The 20,231-nt window shown below is 36.0% G+C and carries 21 protein-coding genes; 16 read left to right on the plus strand and 5 right to left on the minus strand.

Going from position 1 to position 20,231, the window contains the following annotated elements; genetic code table 11:
* Window positions 1–347 precede the first annotated feature (347 nt).
* Together OL233_RS07460 and cls are read right to left on the minus strand one after the other, a co-directional pair.
* A complete protein-coding gene (locus OL233_RS07460; protein WP_275471707.1) occupies window positions 348–665 on the minus strand; it encodes a DUF3139 domain-containing protein in 318 nt (105 codons plus the stop codon).
* Window positions 666–798: 133 nt separating this feature from the next.
* Window positions 799–2,322, minus strand: a complete 1,524-nt coding sequence (gene cls / locus OL233_RS07465; RefSeq protein ID WP_275471708.1) for a cardiolipin synthase — start codon at window positions 2,320–2,322, stop codon at window positions 799–801.
* Between the two features lie 117 nt (window positions 2,323–2,439).
* Here cls and OL233_RS07470 point away from each other — a divergent pair, with 117 nt between their 5' ends.
* The 15 genes from OL233_RS07470 (at window position 2,440) to OL233_RS07540 (ending at window position 16,833) form a co-directional block, all read left to right on the plus strand.
* A complete protein-coding gene (locus tag OL233_RS07470; RefSeq protein WP_275471709.1) occupies window positions 2,440–2,880 on the plus strand; it encodes a GNAT family N-acetyltransferase in 441 nt (146 codons plus the stop codon).
* A 150-nt stretch (window positions 2,881–3,030) separates the two neighbouring features.
* The gene (sufC, locus tag OL233_RS07475) at window positions 3,031–3,798 is read left to right on the plus strand and encodes a Fe-S cluster assembly ATPase SufC (RefSeq protein ID WP_275471710.1); all 768 of its coding nucleotides are present in this window, start codon (window positions 3,031–3,033) and stop codon (window positions 3,796–3,798) included.
* A gap of 19 nt (window positions 3,799–3,817) precedes the next feature.
* Window positions 3,818–5,101, plus strand: coding sequence for a Fe-S cluster assembly protein SufD (sufD, locus tag OL233_RS07480; RefSeq protein WP_275471711.1), 1,284 nt, complete (start codon window positions 3,818–3,820; stop codon window positions 5,099–5,101).
* Window positions 5,101–6,336: a cysteine desulfurase gene (locus OL233_RS07485; protein ID WP_275471712.1), complete on the plus strand. Its 1,236-nt coding sequence runs from the start codon at window positions 5,101–5,103 to the stop codon at window positions 6,334–6,336. The genes sufD and OL233_RS07485 overlap by 1 nt, the downstream gene beginning before the upstream one ends.
* On the plus strand, window positions 6,323–6,805 hold the full coding sequence (gene sufU / locus OL233_RS07490) for a Fe-S cluster assembly sulfur transfer protein SufU (protein WP_275471713.1): 483 nt from the start codon (window positions 6,323–6,325) through the stop codon (window positions 6,803–6,805). Before OL233_RS07485 ends, sufU begins: the two co-directional genes overlap by 14 nt.
* A 19-nt stretch (window positions 6,806–6,824) precedes the next feature.
* Window positions 6,825–8,228: a Fe-S cluster assembly protein SufB gene (gene sufB, locus OL233_RS07495; RefSeq protein ID WP_275471714.1), complete on the plus strand. Its 1,404-nt coding sequence runs from the start codon at window positions 6,825–6,827 to the stop codon at window positions 8,226–8,228.
* Between the two features lie 729 nt (window positions 8,229–8,957).
* Window positions 8,958–9,128 (plus strand): hypothetical protein, encoded by a 171-nt coding sequence (locus OL233_RS07500; RefSeq protein WP_275471715.1) that lies wholly within the window; start codon window positions 8,958–8,960, stop codon window positions 9,126–9,128.
* Window positions 9,122–9,784 carry a hypothetical protein gene (locus tag OL233_RS07505; protein WP_275471716.1) on the plus strand — a complete coding sequence of 221 codons (663 nt, stop codon included), beginning with the start codon at window positions 9,122–9,124 and terminating at the stop codon, window positions 9,782–9,784. The genes OL233_RS07500 and OL233_RS07505 overlap by 7 nt, the downstream gene beginning before the upstream one ends.
* Before the next feature lie 698 nt (window positions 9,785–10,482).
* Entirely contained in the window at window positions 10,483–11,184 is a 702-nt protein-coding gene (locus OL233_RS07510) for a hypothetical protein (RefSeq protein WP_275471717.1), read from the plus strand.
* Window positions 11,185–11,881: 697 nt separating this feature from the next.
* The gene (locus OL233_RS07515; RefSeq protein WP_275471718.1) at window positions 11,882–12,526 is read left to right on the plus strand and encodes a DUF6338 family protein; all 645 of its coding nucleotides are present in this window, start codon (window positions 11,882–11,884) and stop codon (window positions 12,524–12,526) included.
* A gap of 4 nt (window positions 12,527–12,530) precedes the next feature.
* Window positions 12,531–12,713: a hypothetical protein gene (locus OL233_RS07520; RefSeq protein WP_275471719.1), complete on the plus strand. Its 183-nt coding sequence runs from the start codon at window positions 12,531–12,533 to the stop codon at window positions 12,711–12,713.
* A gap of 738 nt (window positions 12,714–13,451) precedes the next feature.
* Window positions 13,452–13,778, plus strand: a complete 327-nt coding sequence (locus OL233_RS07525; protein ID WP_275471720.1) for a PTS sugar transporter subunit IIB — start codon at window positions 13,452–13,454, stop codon at window positions 13,776–13,778.
* Entirely contained in the window at window positions 13,775–15,019 is a 1,245-nt protein-coding gene (locus tag OL233_RS07530) for a PTS sugar transporter subunit IIC (protein WP_275471721.1), read from the plus strand. Before OL233_RS07525 ends, OL233_RS07530 begins: the two co-directional genes overlap by 4 nt.
* The gene (locus OL233_RS07535; protein WP_275471722.1) at window positions 15,019–15,345 is read left to right on the plus strand and encodes a PTS sugar transporter subunit IIA; all 327 of its coding nucleotides are present in this window, start codon (window positions 15,019–15,021) and stop codon (window positions 15,343–15,345) included. The genes OL233_RS07530 and OL233_RS07535 overlap by 1 nt, the downstream gene beginning before the upstream one ends.
* A gap of 48 nt (window positions 15,346–15,393) precedes the next feature.
* Complete coding sequence (locus tag OL233_RS07540) at window positions 15,394–16,833, plus strand: glycoside hydrolase family 1 protein (RefSeq protein ID WP_275471723.1); 1,440 nt, start codon at window positions 15,394–15,396, stop codon at window positions 16,831–16,833.
* Between the two features lie 102 nt (window positions 16,834–16,935).
* On the opposite strand, the gene OL233_RS07545 is transcribed toward OL233_RS07540, so the two are convergent.
* On the minus strand, window positions 16,936–17,865 hold the full coding sequence (locus tag OL233_RS07545; protein WP_275471724.1) for a helix-turn-helix transcriptional regulator: 930 nt from the start codon (window positions 17,863–17,865) through the stop codon (window positions 16,936–16,938).
* A 96-nt stretch (window positions 17,866–17,961) separates the two neighbouring features.
* Between OL233_RS07545 and OL233_RS07550 the strand changes: the two genes are divergently transcribed.
* A complete protein-coding gene (locus OL233_RS07550) occupies window positions 17,962–18,597 on the plus strand; it encodes a type 1 glutamine amidotransferase family protein (RefSeq protein ID WP_275471725.1) in 636 nt (211 codons plus the stop codon).
* Window positions 18,598–18,679: 82 nt separating this feature from the next.
* Here the strand turns inward: OL233_RS07550 and OL233_RS07555 are convergent, their stop codons facing one another.
* Both OL233_RS07555 and OL233_RS07560 read right to left on the minus strand, forming a co-directional pair.
* A complete protein-coding gene (locus tag OL233_RS07555) occupies window positions 18,680–19,006 on the minus strand; it encodes a hypothetical protein (RefSeq protein WP_275471726.1) in 327 nt (108 codons plus the stop codon).
* Window positions 19,007–19,141: 135 nt separating this feature from the next.
* Window positions 19,142–20,221, minus strand: a complete 1,080-nt coding sequence (locus OL233_RS07560) for a S66 family peptidase (RefSeq protein WP_275471727.1) — start codon at window positions 20,219–20,221, stop codon at window positions 19,142–19,144.
* Between the last annotated feature and the right edge of the window lie 10 nt (window positions 20,222–20,231).

The following is a 20,231-nucleotide window of genomic DNA, read 5'->3' on the forward strand; positions in this document are numbered from 1 at the left end:
TAATCTAAAAGTGATAACGCTTTCTTTATAACAAGTGAATTATATCACAACTTAACAGGTAAGAAATGATAATCATGAAAACAGTGTATTTAAAGGAGGTATTTTAGTTAGAGGGTGATAAGTCTACCGATTTTTAGGTAGAAATTGTGATGCAGTGAATTAAATTGGCAATAAAAGAAAAAAGCAGGCTATTCAACGAACGAATAGTCTGCTTTTCTTCCAATTACTTGATTATGAGCAACAGTACACATACTGTTGTTTTTTACAGAATAGTAATGAAAACAAAGGTGTCTAAATCTTCACTAGTTTAATCTAATATCTGCATTAAACTGAGAGACACTATCTGTTTATTCTGTTATGTATTTTTCTGTAGTCTCTAAAGGATTACCGTATTCATCCCAACCATGGCTAAATACTTTTTTATTACCATCAACATTAAATTCATAAGTATTTTTATCTTCATCTTTAAATGTGATTGTTTGATAATAAGCCCCTCGTTTTATATCATAGTCATTAATTATTTCTTTAGTATCTTTTGACCAATTTTTTTCATCTAAAAAATTAGTTATTGTTGAATAAGTCATATACTTCTCATATTGCTTAACACTGAATGCTGTTAAAATTAAAATTCCTAAAATTGAAAGTATTGTTATACTTTTTTTCATTAGTAATAAGCCACCTTTGGTTTAAAATTAGTTTGGTACGGGGATAGCTATAGTGCTAGTACGAAAACAGTTAATGAGGTTATATGATTTGAAGAGTTCCAGTATCCAACCTCTAACCACCGAAACTCGCAACTTACATCAACGGAGCGAAGACGTTTAGGATGGCTCTTCCTAGGTGGGTGAACCAGCGGATGTCGCGGGCTTTTTCTAGGGTGATTTCTTCGCAGAGTTTTTCGGTTTCGACGAAGTCGTTTAGGAGTTGTGGGATGGCTTCTGTTTTATACATCCATACCCCACATTCGACGTGTAGGAATAAACTGCGGTAGTCCATGTTTACTGTTCCGACTGTTCCGTAAAGGTCATCGACTACAAATGTTTTAGAGTGGATGAATCCTGGTGAATATTCAAAGACACGGACACCGGCTTCTATTAGTTGTTCGTAGTTTGATTTTGTAAGAGCGTGTACGTAAGCTTTGTCGGCAATGTGTGGGGTTTGTAAGCGCACGTCGATGCCGCCTTTTGCTGCGGTACATAAAGCTTCCATTAATAAGTTATCAATAATTAAGTAAGGTGTTGTAATGTAGATATATTTTTTAGCACGAGCGATTAAGCTTAGGTAAACATTTTCGCCGAGCATTTCGTTATCGAATGGTAAATCAGTATACGGTTGGTAATAGCCAACAGCATTTTTTTGTTCCGTGTAACCTGGGAAGTAATCCGTATAGGGACGTTCTTCAGGTCTTTGGAAATCCCAAAGTGAGAGGAACATCAGAGTGAAGCCCCATGCTGCATCGCCTTCCATTTTAATGGCGTTATCTTTCCAGTGACCAAAGCGTTGAATTTCATTGATGTATTCATCTGCTAAGTTAATGCCACCAGTGAAGGCAACTTTACCGTCAATGATCGCCATTTTCCGGTGATCGCGGTTATTAAAGATGGATGATAAAACCGGTACGAATGGATTGAAAACAGAACATTTAATGCCCATCTTCTCAACTTTTTTGTGGTAACCTTCAGGCAATGTGAAAAGGCAACCGAAATCGTCGTACATTAGACGAACATCAACGCCTTCTTGTGCTTTGCGAACCATGATTTCTAAAATCTCATCCCACATTTTTCCTTCTTCAATAATGAAGTATTCCATGAAGATATACTTCTCAGCTTTTTCTAGTTCTTCTTTCATTGAAGCGAAAGCTTGCTCGCCGAAAGGGAGATACTCACTGGTTGTGTTTTTGAAGATTGGGATGCCACCCTTGTTAGTTAAATAATTGGATTGGAAAATCGCATCTAAGTTGCCATCTTCAATCTCCAAGTAAGGAATAGTTTCTTTGACTGCCTCTTTTTCTTTTTGGAAAACCAATTCCATGCGTTGTTTAAATTTCTTACTGACACGCAAACGGCCAAAGACGATATAAATCACCGTCCCAAAGATAGGCAGTAAGGTTACTGGGATTAACCAAGCAATTTTGTAGGCGGGTTGACTGCGGTCGTTGATAATATGTAAAACGGCAGCAACGGATACGATAATATAGACAACATAGAAATAGACAAAGTCATCTTGTAGGAAGAGGATACTTCCGAATAATAGCGCCAACTGTAACAGCAAGAGTAAGACAACAAGCGTTACGCGGTGCGTTAATAATTTCAATAATTTCATAAGGTGATCTCCTTTAGTTCAAACTTTCCTTAAAAAAGGCGTAATTACTTACTGATTATACCTTAAAACTCAGTTATAGTATAATGATTAAGACAAAATAAAAGGGGGAGTAATTAGATGAAAAAATGTGTGAAAACAGCAGACTTAACACCAAGAGAATTGGTAACGATTTTTAAAGAGAGAACAGCGGTGTTTGTAGTCGAACAAAATTGCCCTTATCAAGAAGTAGATGACGTGGATTATGATGTGCTTCATTACGGTATTTGGTCAGACACAGGTGACTTAAAAGGATACACGCGCATTATCGACAGAGGAGAGCGTATTAGTTTTGGACGTGTCTTAGTGACAAAAGACTATCGTGGTCAAAAATTAGGAGAAGAATTAGTAGCAGGAACTATCGAAGAAATTGCCAAACGCTTCCCAGGAAAAGACATTGAAATCTCAGCCCAAACTTATTTACTGCCGTTTTATCAAAAATTCGGATTTGAGATAACATCTGAGACATATTTAGAGGACGATATTGAGCACAATGACATGTTATTAAAAGTCGAAAAATAAGCTGTTCAATTTGTAATCGTTATAAATAGCGAGAAATAAAAGTAGGGAAAACCTTAAAATATAAGCTCTATCATTTGAAATTCATTCTCAATTAGGATAAACTGAAAAGGAAGTTTTAAAGACAAAATTTAAATACGGAGGTCATTGCTAATGTCTGTTTTAGAAATTAAAAATTTACATGTGTCAATTGAAGATAAAGAAATTTTAAAAGGTGTTAATTTAACAATGAACACTAACGAAATCCATGCGATTATGGGACCAAACGGAACAGGTAAATCAACTTTATCTGCTGCTATCATGGGGAACCCTAACTATGAAGTCACTGAAGGAGAAATTCTTTTAGATGGCGAAAACATCTTAGAATTAGAAGTAGACGAACGTGCTCGTGCTGGTCTATTCTTAGCGATGCAATACCCAAGTGAAATCCCAGGAATTACAAATGCTGAATTCATGCGTGCGGCAATCAATGCGAAACGTGACGAAGATGACAAAATCTCAGTTATGGATTTCATCAAAAAATTAGATGAAAAAATGGCATTATTAGACATGTCAGAAGAAATGGCTGAACGTTATTTAAATGAAGGCTTCTCAGGTGGAGAGAAAAAACGTAACGAAATCCTACAATTATTAATGTTAGAACCAACATTTGCAATCTTAGATGAGATCGATTCAGGTCTTGATATTGATGCACTTAAAGTGGTATCAAAAGGAATCAACGAAATGCGCGGCGAAAACTTTGGCGCGTTAATCATCACTCACTACCAACGTCTACTTAACTACATCACACCAGATGTGGTTCACGTAATGATGGATGGACGTGTGGTTAAAACAGGTGGAGCAGAACTTGCTAAACGTTTAGAAGCAGAAGGTTATGCAGGAATTAGTGAAGAATTAGGAATCGAATTAGCAGCAGAATAAAAAAGGAGGACTAGATACTATGAAAACAACAGATATGACAACTTATCTAGGCAATATCCAAGCTTATTCAGCTAGCCAAGGAGAACCTGCTTGGATGCTTGCTAACAGAGAAGCAGCCTTAAACTTAATTAACGACTTGGACTTACCACAAATCGAACGTGTCAAAATTGACCGTTGGGATTTAACAAACGTGGTAGAGTTTGAAGAAACGGTGGATTTTGATGGGGTTTACAGCTTTGATGTAGCCAAAGATAATCCTTTATTAGTGCAACACGGTAACATAACAATTGCGGAGCAAATGCCAGTATCATTAATGGAAAAAGGTGTTATTTTTACTGATATCTTTACAGCGATGCAAGAACATGAAGAGTTAGTAAAAGAGGCTTACATGACGTTAGCAGTCAAAGCAGATGAAGATAAATTAACAGCCTTCCATGCAGCCTTTATGAGTGGCGGAATGTTCTTATACGTTCCTAAAAACGTTGTGATTGAGGAACCAATTGAAGCAATTTTCTTACAAAATGCAGCGTCAAACACAAACTTTGTCAAACACGTGTTAATCGTGGCAGACGAAAATTCACAATTCAACTACTTGGAACGTTTCCAAACAGTAGGCGAAGGTGACGTGAAATCAACAGCGAATATCGTCGTTGAAGTTATCGCGAAACAAGGCGCTCGTGTGAAATTCTCAGCGATTGACCAATTAGGCGAAAACGTGACAGCTTACTTAAACCGTCGTGGCCACATTATGCGCGATGCGTCAGTTGACTGGGCGATTGGTGTGATGAACGAAGCGAACGTGGTAGCGGACTTTGATTCTGATTTAGTGGGCGAAGGCGCTCATTCAGAAGTAAAAGCTGTTGCGATTAGTTCAGGTCGTCAAACACAAGGCATTGATACACGTGTAACGAATATGGCCCCTCATTCAGTAGGACATATCTTACAACATGGTGTTATCCGTGATAAAGGAACCTTAACATTTAACGGAATTGGTCATATCCTAAAAGGCGCTAAAGGAGCAGATGCACAACAAGAAAGTCGTGTACTAATGTTATCTGATGATGCTCGTGGAGATGCGAACCCGATTCTTTTAATTGATGAAAATGAAGTAACAGCAGGACATGCAGCCTCAGTTGGACGCGTTGATCCTGAAGAAATGTACTACTTAATGAGTCGTGGTTTAAGACGTACAGAAGCAGAACGCTTAGTTATTCGTGGGTTCTTAGGTTCTGTCTTAACAGCGATCCCTGTTAAAGAAGTGCAACAAGAACTAGCAGAAGTTATCGAAAGGAAGTTATCGTAATGTTAAACGCAGCCGCATTAAAAAAAGAGTTTCCGATTTTAGATCAAAGTGTCAATGATGAACCGTTAATTTATTTGGACAATGCGGCTACCACTCAAAAGCCCAAAGCGGTTTTAGAGAGCCTTACGACTTACTACCAATTAAATAACGCCAATGTTCACCGCGGTGTTCATACTTTAGCAGAGCGTGCCACTCATGATTATGAAGCCGCTCGTGAAAAGGTGAGAGCCTTTATCAATGCCAAAGAAACAGCGGAAACCTTGTTTACCCGTGGCACGACAACCAGTTTAAACTGGATTGCCAGAAGCTACGGGTTGGCAAACTTACAACCTGGTGACGAGATTGTGATTTCTTACATGGAACATCATTCAAATATCGTGCCATGGCAAGAGGTTGCCAAACAAACAGGGGCATCATTAGTTTATATCGAGTTAACCCATGATGGGTTACTGGATATGGCAGATGCTAAACAAAAAATAACAAATAAAACTAAAATCGTATCAATCGCCCACGTCTCTAACGTACTGGGTGTGACGAATCCAATTAAAGAACTTGCTGAGATGGCTCACGCTGTCGGCGCAGTGATGGTAGCAGATGGGGCTCAAGCAGCGCCACACATGCCAGTGGATGTACAAGCACTAGACGTGGATTTCTATGCCTTTAGTGGTCACAAATTATGTGGCCCAACCGGGATTGGCGTTCTTTACGGTAAGCGAGCCTTACTAGAAAAGATGGAGCCCGTGGAATACGGTGGAGAGATGATCGATTTTGTTTACGACCAAGAGAGTACCTGGACGGAGTTGCCGTGGAAATTTGAAGCGGGAACACCGAACATTGCAGGCGCGATTGCATTAGGTGCAGCGATTGATTTCATAACAGCTATTGGAATGGATGAGATTCATGCCTATGAAGAAGCCCTGACTAAATATGTGATGCCAAAACTTCAAGCCATTGACGGTCTGAAGATTTATGGTCCACAAAAAGCTAGCGACCGCGGTGCCGTGATTTCCTTTAACTTAGACAGTGTTCACCCTCATGACCTAGCAACCGCTATGGACATGCAAGGAGTAGCTGTCAGAGCAGGCCATCACTGTGCCCAACCGTTGTTACGTTACTTAGACGTTCAATCAACGGCGCGAGCAAGTTTTTACTTTTACAATACCTTTGAAGAGGCTGACCAATTTGTAGCAGCCGTCATTGCAGCGAAGGAGTTTTTCGAAAATGGCGCTATCTAGATTAGATAACTTATACCGTCAAGTGATTTTAGACCACTCTAGCCATCCTCATCATCATGGGGAACTAGAAGAGGCTGATGCACAGATTGAATTAAACAACCCAACATGTGGTGACGTGATTCAACTGCATTTAAAACTTGATGACAACCAAACAATTAAAGACATCAAATTCTCTGGCAGTGGCTGTTCAATCAGTACCGCTAGTGCAAGTATGATGACCGATGCCGTCATCGGGAAAACAACAGACGAAGCCTTAGACTTAATCAATAGCTTTTCAGAGTTGGTCCAAGGAAAAGACGTGGCTAACTTAGATGCGTTAGGTGACGCACAGATGCTAGCAGGAGTTGCTAAATTCCCAGCACGTATCAAATGTGCCACACTAGGCTGGAAAGCATTAGAAAAAGGCATTCACGAGAACCAAACCATGACAGTTGAGAAAACCTGTCACTGTGACGACTCTCATAACTAACCAGTAAAGGAGACCCATAATGAGTGAAGAAGTAACAGGAATTGAACTAGAAGAATATAGATATGGCTTCCACGATGACGTGGAGTCAGTTTTTGAAACAGGCAAAGGCCTATCAGAGGATATTGTCCGTGAAATCTCAAAGGTCAAAGAAGAACCAGAGTGGATGTTAGACTTCCGCTTAAAATCATTAGCGGCCTTCAATAAAATGCACATGCAAGAGTGGGGACCTGATTTATCAGATATCGATTTTGATGCCCTTACTTACTACAAAAAAGCAAGTAACGAAGCAGCACGCGACTGGGAAGATGTACCAGATAAAATCAAAGAAACCTTTGAACGTATCGGGATTCCAGAAGCTGAGCAAAAATACTTAGCCGGTGCGTCAGCACAGTATGAATCAGAAGTGGTGTACCACAACATGAAAGATGAATTCTCAAAATTGGGCATCATCTTTACAGATACAGATTCAGCACTGAAAGAACACCCAGAAATCTTTAAAGAGTACTTTGCAAAATTAGTTCCCCCAACTGACAACAAACTAGCAGCCCTAAACTCTGCAGTATGGTCAGGTGGAACCTTTATCTACGTTCCTAAAGGGATCAAATGTGACGTGCCACTACAAACGTATTTCCGTATTAATGGCGAAAACATGGGTCAATTTGAGCGTACGCTAATCATCGTAGACGAAGGCGCAAGTGTTCACTACGTAGAAGGTTGTACCGCTCCAACTTACTCAACAAATAGCTTACATGCGGCTATCGTAGAAATCTTTACACGTAAAGATGCTTACTGCCGTTATACAACCATCCAAAACTGGTCAGATAACGTCTACAACTTAGTAACAAAACGTGCGAAAGCATACGAAGGCGCAACAGTAGAATGGATTGATGGTAACTTAGGTGCCAAAACAACGATGAAATATCCAAGTGTTATGTTAGACGGAGAAGGCGCTCGCGGGACAATGCTATCCATCGCATTTGCTGGTGAAGGTCAAATCCAAGATACTGGAGCGAAAATGATTCATAACGCACCAAATACATCATCATCAATCGTGTCTAAATCAATCGCTAAAGACGGCGGCGAAGTGAACTACCGTGGACAAGTAACCTTCGGTAAGAAGAGCGCAGGCTCTATCTCACATATCGAATGCGATACGATCATCATGGACGACAAGTCTAAGAGTGATACGATTCCATTCAACGAGATTCACAACAGCCAAGTGGCGTTAGAACACGAAGCGAAAGTATCAAAAATCTCAGAAGAACAATTATACTACCTAATGAGCCGAGGCCTATCAGAAGGCGAAGCTACAGAGATGATTGTCATGGGATTCGTAGAACCATTCACCAAAGAACTACCAATGGAGTACGCAGTCGAACTAAACAGACTGATCCAGTACGAGATGGTAGGGTCTGTGGGGTAATAAAAATAAAGACTATAAATGCTAGGTTATCAGCGTTTATAGTCTTTATTTTTGATTTGAATTATGTAAAGAATAGTAATTTGCTATAAATTGATTTAAGAAAGAGAGGGAGTATAGAAGGCGCGGGAAACAATTATTCCAAAAGGTATCGCAATCTCAATAGTAAATCATGAAGGTAGTGAGACCGATTTAATTAGTTTAAGAGATATACTTAAACCTTCTGATAGGCTAGTTGATTTAGAAATATTATGAAAGTATCGAGATGACTTGTATTTCCACCAGCACTCATTAACAAGTTTGTGATAATAGATAATTGTTATATTATCTAATTTCATATCGCCTAAATGAGGTGGTATATGACCTTATACAAAACACCTATTAGTTGCTATTGAATGAGGTTTTATGTTTAATAGGTGATACTTTAATCATATATCGTATAAATATTTAAAATATCTTGACTTTAGTTTTATTAAATAATAAGATATCGAATATCTTAGTTAGCCAAACCTAAAATATTGGATTAGTCAGAACGTAGTATGTACTTGATGCATTTTTCAAATTATTCTCTAATAATATTTTAAAACATTATAGTACGTGTATTATGATTTTGATAAGGTCCTCTAATTTAGGTTTGAGTTTGTGAATTATATCACAATTTGTTAATAAGTACTATTAACAGTGTGTATTTTATTGTGTATAATTAAATTTATTGAAACTGGAGATGAATATATGCAAGAAAAAAACGAACTATACTCAAAAGTCCCTCATTTAATTCCTGAAGAGCTGATTGAAGAGTATAAGGATTATATGAATGAAGATTTAAGAACTGTTTTACGAGCAAGTACGTTACGTCGATATTTGGAAGGAATTGTAAATTTTTTTTTGAGGATGAATTGCTAAATAGAAGTGAAGTTTCAAAAAAAGAATGGGGAAGTACCCTTAATAGCAATATTATAGCTATTGAAAAATATTACAATCAAGATATTGGAAAAAAATTAATGATGGTAAAAAATCTTGGTAATCAGGGATCCCATTTTGGTGGTGAGATTCCAACTCAGAAGCAAATAGATGAAGGTATAAAAATTGTAGTTAATATTTTTGAAGATATAGTGATAGAATATTTTTATATGAATAGATTCGGCACTGAACCATGTCCTCAACATGTCTTAAGCTATCTACCGCCTAGGAATAGGATTATAATTTTAGAAAAGTTATTTATACATGATTGTAAAAACTATGAAGATATCAACATTTGTATAATTGACAAATTGACAATGGCGTTTTTAAAAGATGGAAGAAAAGAAGAGGCTTTTATTTTTTTAGATGTTTTGCTTGAAGAGTGTATACTTGATGGTAACGAAATAATAGGTTTTAAGAATAAAATAAATATGTTAGATAAAAATATGAGTAAATTTAATATATCAGATAGTATAATAGATACTGCGAAGGTATTTAAAGAATTAATAGGTGTAAAAAAAATAGATGATTATACAAAATTTGAAAAAATATTTTTTATTTTAGTAAAGGGATATATTTCTAGTGGTTATACTATGTAATATCGGAAGGGTAGATTTAAAAAGTATGTGTAAAGGGTCTCTATAGGACTGCAAAACTATGTTAATCAAATTATGCTGAAATTTTGTATTATCAAGGTTAAATTAACTTATCACTACTTGTCAGAAACCTTTAAATTAAGAAGTAGGGCCTGTGGGGATAATGATAAATGAAAAGCTAGAAACCTTTGATATAGAGGTTTCTAGCTTTTTTTGTTTCTACAGCTATTAAACGACTATAAATTTCTAAAGTAATCTTAAAATCCTTGTGTCTTTGTCACTCGCTAACTACTTTTACTGATATGATTGCTTTTAATAACAAACTGTCGTGTGTATATCTAAAATTATGAAGCGTAATTTCAGGGAGCTTATACTTTTTTATTAAGTATTTCAACCAATGAGGAACAATTTGAGGATAGTACAATTCTTTTCCAAGATTGGTAATACAAAGTATTTGCCAATCTTGTGTTAAATCCTATTTGAAAATGTTCATTAGTTGAAGTTAGTTTTAATTAATACAAAGTTACATTAATAAACTAAATTTTTCTAAAATTATAGAATTTTAATTATTACTTTAAGTCAGAAATTTTATGGATTTTGATTGCTAGGAATAGCCATTACAGGTCTTTCTAAAAATCCTATTAACAGAGTATATTTTATTGTGTATAATTAAAATTATTTACGAAAGGAGAAATAATATTATGAGTAGCAGTCCAAAGTTTAATGAAATTATGGAAATTTATGAAGAGAATCCGACAGCAGATAAGTGGGATTTTATTCAAGATTACAAAAAGAAAAGAAAAAAGAAAAAAGAAGAGCAACTATTGAATTCGATTAAAACTATTAAAACAAAGGGAATTAAAAAAGCTGAAATTCTTTTATTTGAAAGAGAAGTATCTAAGAAAATAAAAAGAAAAGAAAAAAATACTAATTTGATTTGTAAAGTAACTAACTATATTATTGTAATAATTATAGCAGCTGCAATTAGTTGGATGTTTATGGGATCAGAAGAATTAGAATTACATGTTAATGAAAGAAGAATGGATATCCAGAATGAAATAATTAATGATTTAAAAACTGAGAAAAGAAACGATGATAAATTAGAGAAAATTGAAAAACAACTCGATAAAGTTAATGACATAGAAAAAATAAAAGAAAAAGAAGAACTTTTAGACGATACATTTAATTTTAGTCTGAAATACAAAACTTATAAGGTGTATGAAAAAATTTATAGCCATCAATTTGCTGTTAAATTAGATATTGTTAAAAATATCTTAAGACTTTCAACATTAATATTAGTCGCATTATTTTTTATATGGTTTTCGGAAAAACAAGAAATTAAAAAATATGAAAACATATTATCTTTTTATGATAGTATTAAAACTGAAATGGATATATCTTAGCTACCTTTATGATAGAATTAATTTGGTTTAATAATATTAATTATTATGTTAAATATAAATCGCATGTTTGATGCAGTTGCTTTTAATTTTTTAATATATCAATATTAATGTAGTGAATTTAATTAGTCTGTTCAAAGGTGTATTTTTCAATCGTATAGAATGGTTTTTATAAATCAATCAGGATTTAACCACGTAGATATATTAAAAGATAATGATGGACGTTATATTATATAAACTAATGTAATATAACCAATAGATAAATTATTATTAAATATGCAAGTAAGTTTTATGATTTAGCAGTGGATAGTACATAGTCGGTAAAGGATATTAAGAACACAATATAAAAAGGAAGTTATCTGCTTACTTAATATTAGTACTTGAATAGCTAATAAGACGGTATTGAACAAACAAATACTACTGTAATAACTATTATTCAAAAGTTAATGGGGAAAGTTAAAGGTAATAATTAATAATGCAAACGAACTGAATAAACGGATATATATAAATTAGCACCCAATGAAGGTTCTAATTTAGGTGGAATCGAGTTGTTAATTTATTCTTTATTTTGGGAGGTATGTGAAAATATCAAGGATTAATGATGAATAATTATGTCACTATTAGAAGGAACGACAACTTTTGTTATTAGATAACAACAGCCTTTTGAAATTGATAGTAATATGAAAAGGGGTTAGATTATTTGCTATTAGATAATATCGACAAAATATATATTGTTATGTCTTATTTGATACCGGGGTTTATTATTAATTCAGTTATTTTAGGTAAGCTATCAATAAATAGTAAGAAAGAAAAGTTAAGCATTTATAATTACTTGATATTTAGCTTTCTTAATATATTTATATATATGATTATTGACTTTTTGTTTATTAAATTAGGTTCCAATATCGCTCTTGTGACAGATGAACATTTTATTATGTTCTTAAGGAATTTTTTACTTCCAATTTTAATTTCAATTGTGATACTTATTTCAATTGAAAAATTTCCATTTATTGGGAAATTACTTTCTTTTTTAGGATTAGGAAGATCAAATATGACAGTTAGCAGTTGGGATTATTTATTTTTTGAGTTAAAAAAAGGAAAAGGAAACTATGTAATTATTGAATTAAAAGAAGAGAAAGAAAGAATATACGGTCTTTATGGAAAAAAATCATTTGCTTCAAATAACTTTGATGGAACTAAAGATATATATTTAGAAGAAGTTTTTAAAGATGTGTCTATGGAAGAATCAAAAAATTGTGGAATGTTGGTTTGTGATTCAGAAATATTTAAGATCTATATTCCGCTAAAAAATAATAGAACAGGAAAGAAAGATGAAAGGAGTTAAGAAAATGCCAAATAAGAAAGTAGATACCAATGTTAATAATACTGAAAAGAGAGAACATAGACTAATTGAAGGATTAGATGAATCACTTAGTTTTGGTTATCAGCCTAATGGTAAGAATGATTCGGAAATAATGATGAAAACTTCAGATTCAGAAAAACCAGAGAAACCAGTGAATGTCGATTTATAATGTTCTAGATAAAGAAAACTCTCAATAAATCCTGTTGTATCAATATTTAACCTTTTTGATGAAGAGGCTAGAAAACTTGAAGAAGAGTTAGGCGAATATTTATTGAAAGAAGGTATTCCTATTCTTAATAAAGGCTCACATACCAAATAGAAAGAGATTCATAGAATTAAAAATGTGATAAAAATAGTTTAGAGAAAGAATACATACTTAAAGAAGAGAGCATTGAACTACCATTCATATAAATATGATAGTATCGTCTAGTTATTTAGGCTTGAATAGGTATATCTGAGATAATCCAAGGATTTTTTTCCTTGACTGTTCGCATGCTTTACCCCTATAATTACCCCATAAGAAATAAATCGCATAAAAAAATGGCACCTCACGGCTGAGAACCGCGAGGACTTGCTCAGGTCACCAGAAAAAGCAACTGACCCAATCAAGTTTGCCATAGTTAATGCTAACACCAACTGGATAAAATGTAAACGATTTTTGTATTGTTTTTATAGGCTTTTAAAAGTTTATTTAGCGAACAAAAAAACATACTTTATCCAGTTGTGCGGAGCCTTATTTAACTATGTCAGAGAGGTTGGACAGATACTTGTTCAGCCTCTCTTTTTGTGTTCTTTTAGCCTTAACGGCGGTTTATTTCTTACTTTTATTGTCCATTACTGGCCGTCAACTGTTCGGAAAAAAATCAACTGACTGTCGCTCTAAGTGTTAAAAAGGAGTCGAGAGAAGATGACTAAAAAAATTATGCTCTGTTGTGGAGCTGGCATGTCTAGTGGCTTATTAGCGCAAAAAGCACGTAAGGCAGCGAAGAAACAAGGGGTAGACGTTACCGTAGAAGCTCGCGGTGAGAGTGAAGTCCCTCAGTATTTTGATAGCATTGATATTTTATTATTAGGCCCACACTATGCCAACTTACGTGATGAGATGGCAACGATGGCCGCACCGTATCACTTACCAGTTCTAGTCATTCCCAAAGAAATGTACGGACTATTAGACGGGGTAGGTGTCCTAGCGTTAGCCCTATCTGAGTTAGAGAAGGCGGGGACTGAGTCATGACATTATTTATGACCTGGCTAGAAGAATCCTTTGCACCAGCCATGCAAGAGCTAACAAAACGTCCGTGGATTGCGGCTGTTTCCAGTTCTATGCAAAAATTAATTCCCTTTATCCTAACAGGATCGATTGTCTTTTTTTATAATGTATTTCGCTCTTATTTAGATGTCCTCCCTGATTTTGGCAAGCTTGCCGATTACACATTTGGCATGATAGGGCTGATTACTGCCTTCATGGTGACCAATCAAGCCATGGAAAAATTAAAACATCCAGGTTACACCGTCTCTGCCAGTCTCGTTTCCGTTTCTGTTTTCCTCATGTATTGCAATCCAGACGTTACCGATGGCATCATGACCGTTCAGTTCGAGCGCTTAGGCCCAACTGGTATTTTGGTCGGTATGATTGCCGGTCTCTTCGTCGCACTTGTCTTTCATCACTATGGTAACCTCAATTTCCTTAAAGAATCAGACATTCCCGATTTTGTAGTGGAATGGATTCACAACATCATTCCTATTACCATTTCAATCGGCTTCTCTGCCATCCTCATTTTCCGTTTTAACATGGATATTTTTGACCTGATTATCAAACTTTTCTCACCACTGCAAAGTTTTGGTCAGACCTTACCAGGTTTTATCCTGTTATGTTTCATTCCCACATTCCTTTATACATTAGGTATTTCCAGTTGGTTGTTTGGACCAGTTTCCACGCCGATTTACATGGCAGGTATCAATGCCAATATCGCAGCCGTCCAAGCCGGACATGCCGCAACGAATATTGTGACAAGCGAAACAGTTTTTACTGCCGCACTGATTACCATGGGAGGCATGGGTTCGACCTTAGTCTTGAACATTTTGATGATGCGCTCTAAGTCAGTCAAACTTCGTACCATTGGTAAGATTTGTATCGGTCCTTCCATTTTCAATATCAATGAACCGATTATGTTTAGTGGACCCGTCGTGATGAACCCGTTATTAATGGTGCCAACCTGGGTCAATACCCTTGTAGGACCGCTCGTGATTTGGTTCGGCATGCGTTGGGGATTGTTAAACATTCCAAGTAAAATGATTCAAGTCGGCCAAATTCCTGCTCCATTTTCAAGTGTCATGATTACCGAAGACTGGCGTGCTGTGATTTTCTATGTGGGATTATTTATCCTCTACTGGTTAATCTGCCTGCCATTCTTTAGAGTCTATGAAAAGCAAGTGCTCGCTGAAGAAGTCGCCCTAACAGAAGGAGTAGCCTAATGAAAAGTGAAGAAGAATTAATCGAAGTGGCCATGACCATTATTATTCATGCCGGAGATGGGCGAGTGAAAGGCTATGAAGCCATTGAGTTTGCGCGTAACGGTCATTTTGATCAGGCAAAAGCAGCCCTGAAAGAAGCACACAATGAAATCGTCAAAGCTCACCGCTCTCAAACCAACGTCATTCAAGCGGAAATGGGTGGGGAGAAACACGAGCACAGTTTGTTATTTGCTCATGCTCAAGATACGCTGATGACCATTGCCAGTGAAGTCAAATTAATGTCGATTTTTGTTGAATTATTTGAAAAAATATCGCACCAATCGTAAGCTACCGTCACCTGTTGTCACTGTATTAGATTGAAAGGGGATTAAACAATGTATGACTTAAAAAAAGGGTTTCCGAAAGATTTCTTATGGGGCGGCGCAACTGCCGCTTGCCAAATTGAAGGAGCATACGATGTAGACGGTCGTTCGTTATCAACGTCAGATATTCACCGTTATCATATAGGGGTTGACCGTAAATTAACCGTGGAGGACGAGCACACCGCAGAAAGTTTGCAAGCTGCAATCAACGACACAACATCTTACTTTCCAAAACGTCAGGGAAACGATTTCTACCACCGTTATAAAGAAGACATCGCGCTAATGAAAGAAATGGGCTTTAATTCATTCCGCTTATCCATAGCATGGCCTCGTATCTTCCCACAAGGAGACGAGCTAGAGCCAAACGAAGCAGGCTTAGCTTTTTACGATAAGGTCATTGATGAAATTGTCAAAAATGGCATGGAACCTATCGTAACGATGCTCCACTATGATATTCCGTTAAACATCGTAACCAAATACGGCGGCTTCAAAAATAAAGCGGTTATCGAGATGATGGTTCGCTACGGTAAAGTGTTGTTAGAACGTTATGCAGATCGTGTGCGCTATTGGATTCCATTCAACCAGATCAACTTGATTCAGTACTGTGGGTTTAAATCTTTAGGACTTGTTTTAGACCAAAGTGAAAATTTTGAAGAAGACCAGTACCGTGCGATTCACAATCAATTTTTAATCAATGCTAAGCTAAAAGAAATTGCGAAAGAGATGCCAAAGAACCCACAAATCGGCATTATGCTAGCAGACTGTACCTTCTATCCACATACATGTAAGCCAGAAGATGTGAGCTTTGCTATGACTCGTAACAGAATGCAGTACTTCTTCTCAGACGTGGCCCTTCGTGGGAGCTACCCAAGACCGATGTTGCGTTGGTTCAGTGAAAATAATATCCACATTGAGATAACAGAAGAGGACGAGCTTTTATTACAAGAGAATCCTTCTGATTACCTAGCCTTTTCGTACTATTACTCACGTACCGTAGATGCTAGTAAAAACAGTATGGATGCCGCTGATATAACAGACAATCCTCATCTAAAAGCCAACGACTGGGGCTGGACGATTGACCCACTTGGCTTCTACAATAGCATGAGCCAATACTGGGACAGATACCAAAAACCACTAATGGTCACAGAAAACGGCTTCGGCTATCAAGACGTCTTTGAGGATGGCACGGTCCACGATGATTACCGTATCGACTACTTGAGAGAACACATCAAAACAATGAAAGAAGCAGTCAAAGATGGCGTCGAGCTACTTGGCTACTTACCGTGGGGACCAATCGACCTAGTCAGCTCAGGCACAGCTGAAATGAGCAAACGCTACGGCTTCGTCTACGTCGACTACAACGACCTCGGCGAAGGAACCGGCAACAGATACAAGAAAGACAGCTTCCACTGGTATAAAAAAGTTATTGAAAGTAATGGGGAAGAGTTGTAAAAAATAATGAGGGAAGTTTTCAAGTTAGTAGCTTAACTTGGAAACTTCCCTCATAGGTTGAGACAACTATAAAAACACCGCTTTTGAATACATGTCGTATCGTTATTTGTATAGTTGTGATAAATTATCAATTTTCCTTTTTAATTCGGAACGAATATGTAGCGGTTCTAAAACTTCGCAGTGCTCTCCGAAACTTAAAAGGATGTTATAGTGATAGTCATTTTCTATGAATGGAAACTCAACATTATAATGATGAGTGCCATCTAACAAAAAACTTTCGTAGTCACAATAATCGAGAAGACGTTCCATAATAGAGGTATGGATACGTAGTTTGATGGGGCGTTGTAATTGAGCTAAATGTTCTGTTGGATTCAAAAGAGGTTTTGGGTAATCCTTAGGAGTAAAGGTTGTATTTTTCATCTTTAAATGTGATAGACGGGTTAATTTAAATAAGCGAAAATCATTTCGTTCATAACAATAACCTTGAAAATACCAGTGACTACTTTTTAGGACAAGTTGGTAAGGTTCAACCTGTCGGCTAGTTTTTTCTCCTTTATGATTGATATAGTCAAAAGAAAGGATTTTACTTTCTTTTAAAGCCGTTTTTATAATAGTTAGATAGGGAGTTAAGTCTCTCTGTCCCATCCAATGACTAAAGTCGATATGTATCTGTTCTGTTTGTAAATGTGATGAGTCTACTTTATCTGTAGGCATAAATTGTTTGATTTTTGTAAGGGTAGTTGTAAATTCTTTGTTTTTCATCACATTTGGAATACTAGAAAGTCCCATTAAAAGAGTCGCAATATCTGCTTCTGAAAAAGTAGTTTTATCCATCTTATAGTTTTCCATAATTTCAAATCCTCCACCTACACCAGAAGTAGAGTGAACGGGAATACCTGCCATGCTAATCGTTTCAATATCTCGATAAATGGTACGGGTTGAAACTTCAAACATATCAGCTAATTCTTTTGCGCTTAGTCGTTTTTTATCAATAAGAATGATGATGATACTTATTAATCTATTAATTTTCATTTAATGGCCATCCTTTAATTTATTTTGATTGTTGCCACAATGGTGTCAATAATATAGTGGTATCATAATAACAGAAATAAAGAAAGGATGGAAATTATGAAAACAATTTATATTTATGTGTTAGATACACTAGCTGACTGGGAATTAGGCTACATTACTGCGGAACTGAATTCTAGACGATTTTTTAAAGAACATGCACCGTCATTAACGATAAAAACAGTTAGCTATTCAAAACAACCCATTACTACCATGGGAGGAATGGAAATAATTCCAGACTGTCTAGTTGAAGATATTGAAATTTCAGAAAATAATGTACTACTACTACCAGGGGCAGATACATGGGATAATCCAAAGCATAATGACATTCTTATCTCGGCAAAGGACATGCTTTCAATTGGGGGAACAGTAGGTGCTATATGTGGAGCCACTGTAGCCATAGCCAATATGGGGTTGTTAAATGATAAGCCCCATACTAGTAACGGTTCAGGATTTCTTGAAATGTTTAGTCCTGTCTATAAAGGCCAAGAGTTTTACTTAGATCAACCATCTGTATCTGCCGACAACCTTATTACGGCAAATTCAACTGGTGCGTTGTTATGGACAAGACAAATAATTGATAGTTTAGATGTGTTTGAACAAGAGACATTAAGTGCTTGGTATAACTATTTCAATACAGGAGATTCTAATTATTTCTTTGAACTGATGAAAACATTACCAGTAGTCGAAAAATAATTAATTTGCTGCATATGAGACTAGAGTATTTTTATTAAGTGTTGAAAATAGGAATGTCCGTGTATGTTGTATTTTCTACTGATTACCCAAATTTGTTTAGCGATAGGGTCAGTGGGGGAATAGAAGAATTAAAAAATCCAGTACTCATAGGAGTGCTGGATTTTTGGTTATATCTTTTTATGGATAAAACGTGTTCTATTCGAGCAGGATAAGTTTCTAAGATTCTTCCTTTGGCTAAAATTTCAACGGTATCATGCACTTTAAAAATAGTTGATGTATGAGTGGGGATTTGGATAGTATAGGCATCTTGAGTAGCTGTCTGAATAATTAACGAGGTATCCTTAACTTCAGTGATTGTGCCGTAAATTGTAAATGTATCTGGCTCGTGTTTAAGCATCAAAAATATCATAAAGGGAATAATGAAAATTAGTAGTATAACTAGCTTTTTGATAGGATAGCCCCCTTCCTCAAGGATAATGTAACATAGACAGTGTGGAAATCATGTAACAACTATATTAAATAACAGGTCGCCTAACTAGCACTCTTAATTTGAAAAAGGGGCTTCTAAAAATGTTATCTCTTGATTAGTCGCATTAACTCTTACTTTAATCCCAAGGGGTAAGACACAACGTGGTGTAGCATGACCAAAGTTTACATTATAGAGAATTGGAAGCGAGTCATCGTCAATAACTTCTATGACTATATCTTTATAGTCATCATAAAAAATCTCGTCTTGTGGTTTTCCAAATAGGATGCCATTAATAACGTTAAAGACGCCTATTTCTTTAAGTTTTAAAAGCATCTTCCTTAATACTTCAGGATTTTCTTTAACCTCAGAGGTTTCTAAGACTAATATTTTGTTAGTCCAACTTTCTAATGAGGGGAAAACGCCATATTTATTAATAATGCCTGGCTCATTTGGATGAGTATCAGGTGTTAACATATCGTATAGGCTATCAATACAGCCTCCAAGTAACCGACCTTCAAAAATCGGTTGACCTTGTAATAATTCATACCCTTTAGGGTCAGGGTGACAGATTCGTTCAACTCCAATTGAGTTAGCAGAAAAATCTTGTCGTTCTTCATACCAATACTCGCTAGGTGTTATTTTTTTATACTCATTAGAGTCTGCCAAATAATATTTAAAGTGGCTTTCTGTGTAGGACAGCATATTATCACTAATTTCACCTAAATCAGGTATCAAAGACATACCGTAGTAAGTTGTTAGGCCTAGTTTATAAAACATTAGATGATTTATTGTAGTATCTGAAAAGCCAGTAAATACTTTAGGCTTAGTTTTAACAAGTTCTATAAACTCTTTGTTTTCAAGTAAGTAAGGTAATGTCTTATAAGTGTCATCTCCACCAATCGCACAAATAATCCCTTTTATCGAATCATCACGAAAGGCTTGTATTAAATCATCTGCCCGTTTATTAGGATTCTTTTCTAAATAGTCAATTCCTTTCAAGCTATTCTCCATACAAACAGGCTCTAACCCAAATTCTCTAAGTCTTTTAATCCCAATAGTTAAATTATGTTGAACAAACGATTCACCAAGTAGTCCTCTAGATAAACTGACAATCGCAACCTTATCTCCTTTTTCTAAACGGTTAGCTTTTAGCATAGTAGACACC

Origin of the sequence: Vagococcus proximus (genome assembly GCF_029143285.1) — a bacterium.
Taxonomy (GTDB): Bacteria; Bacillota; Bacilli; order Lactobacillales; family Vagococcaceae; genus Vagococcus_D; species Vagococcus_D proximus.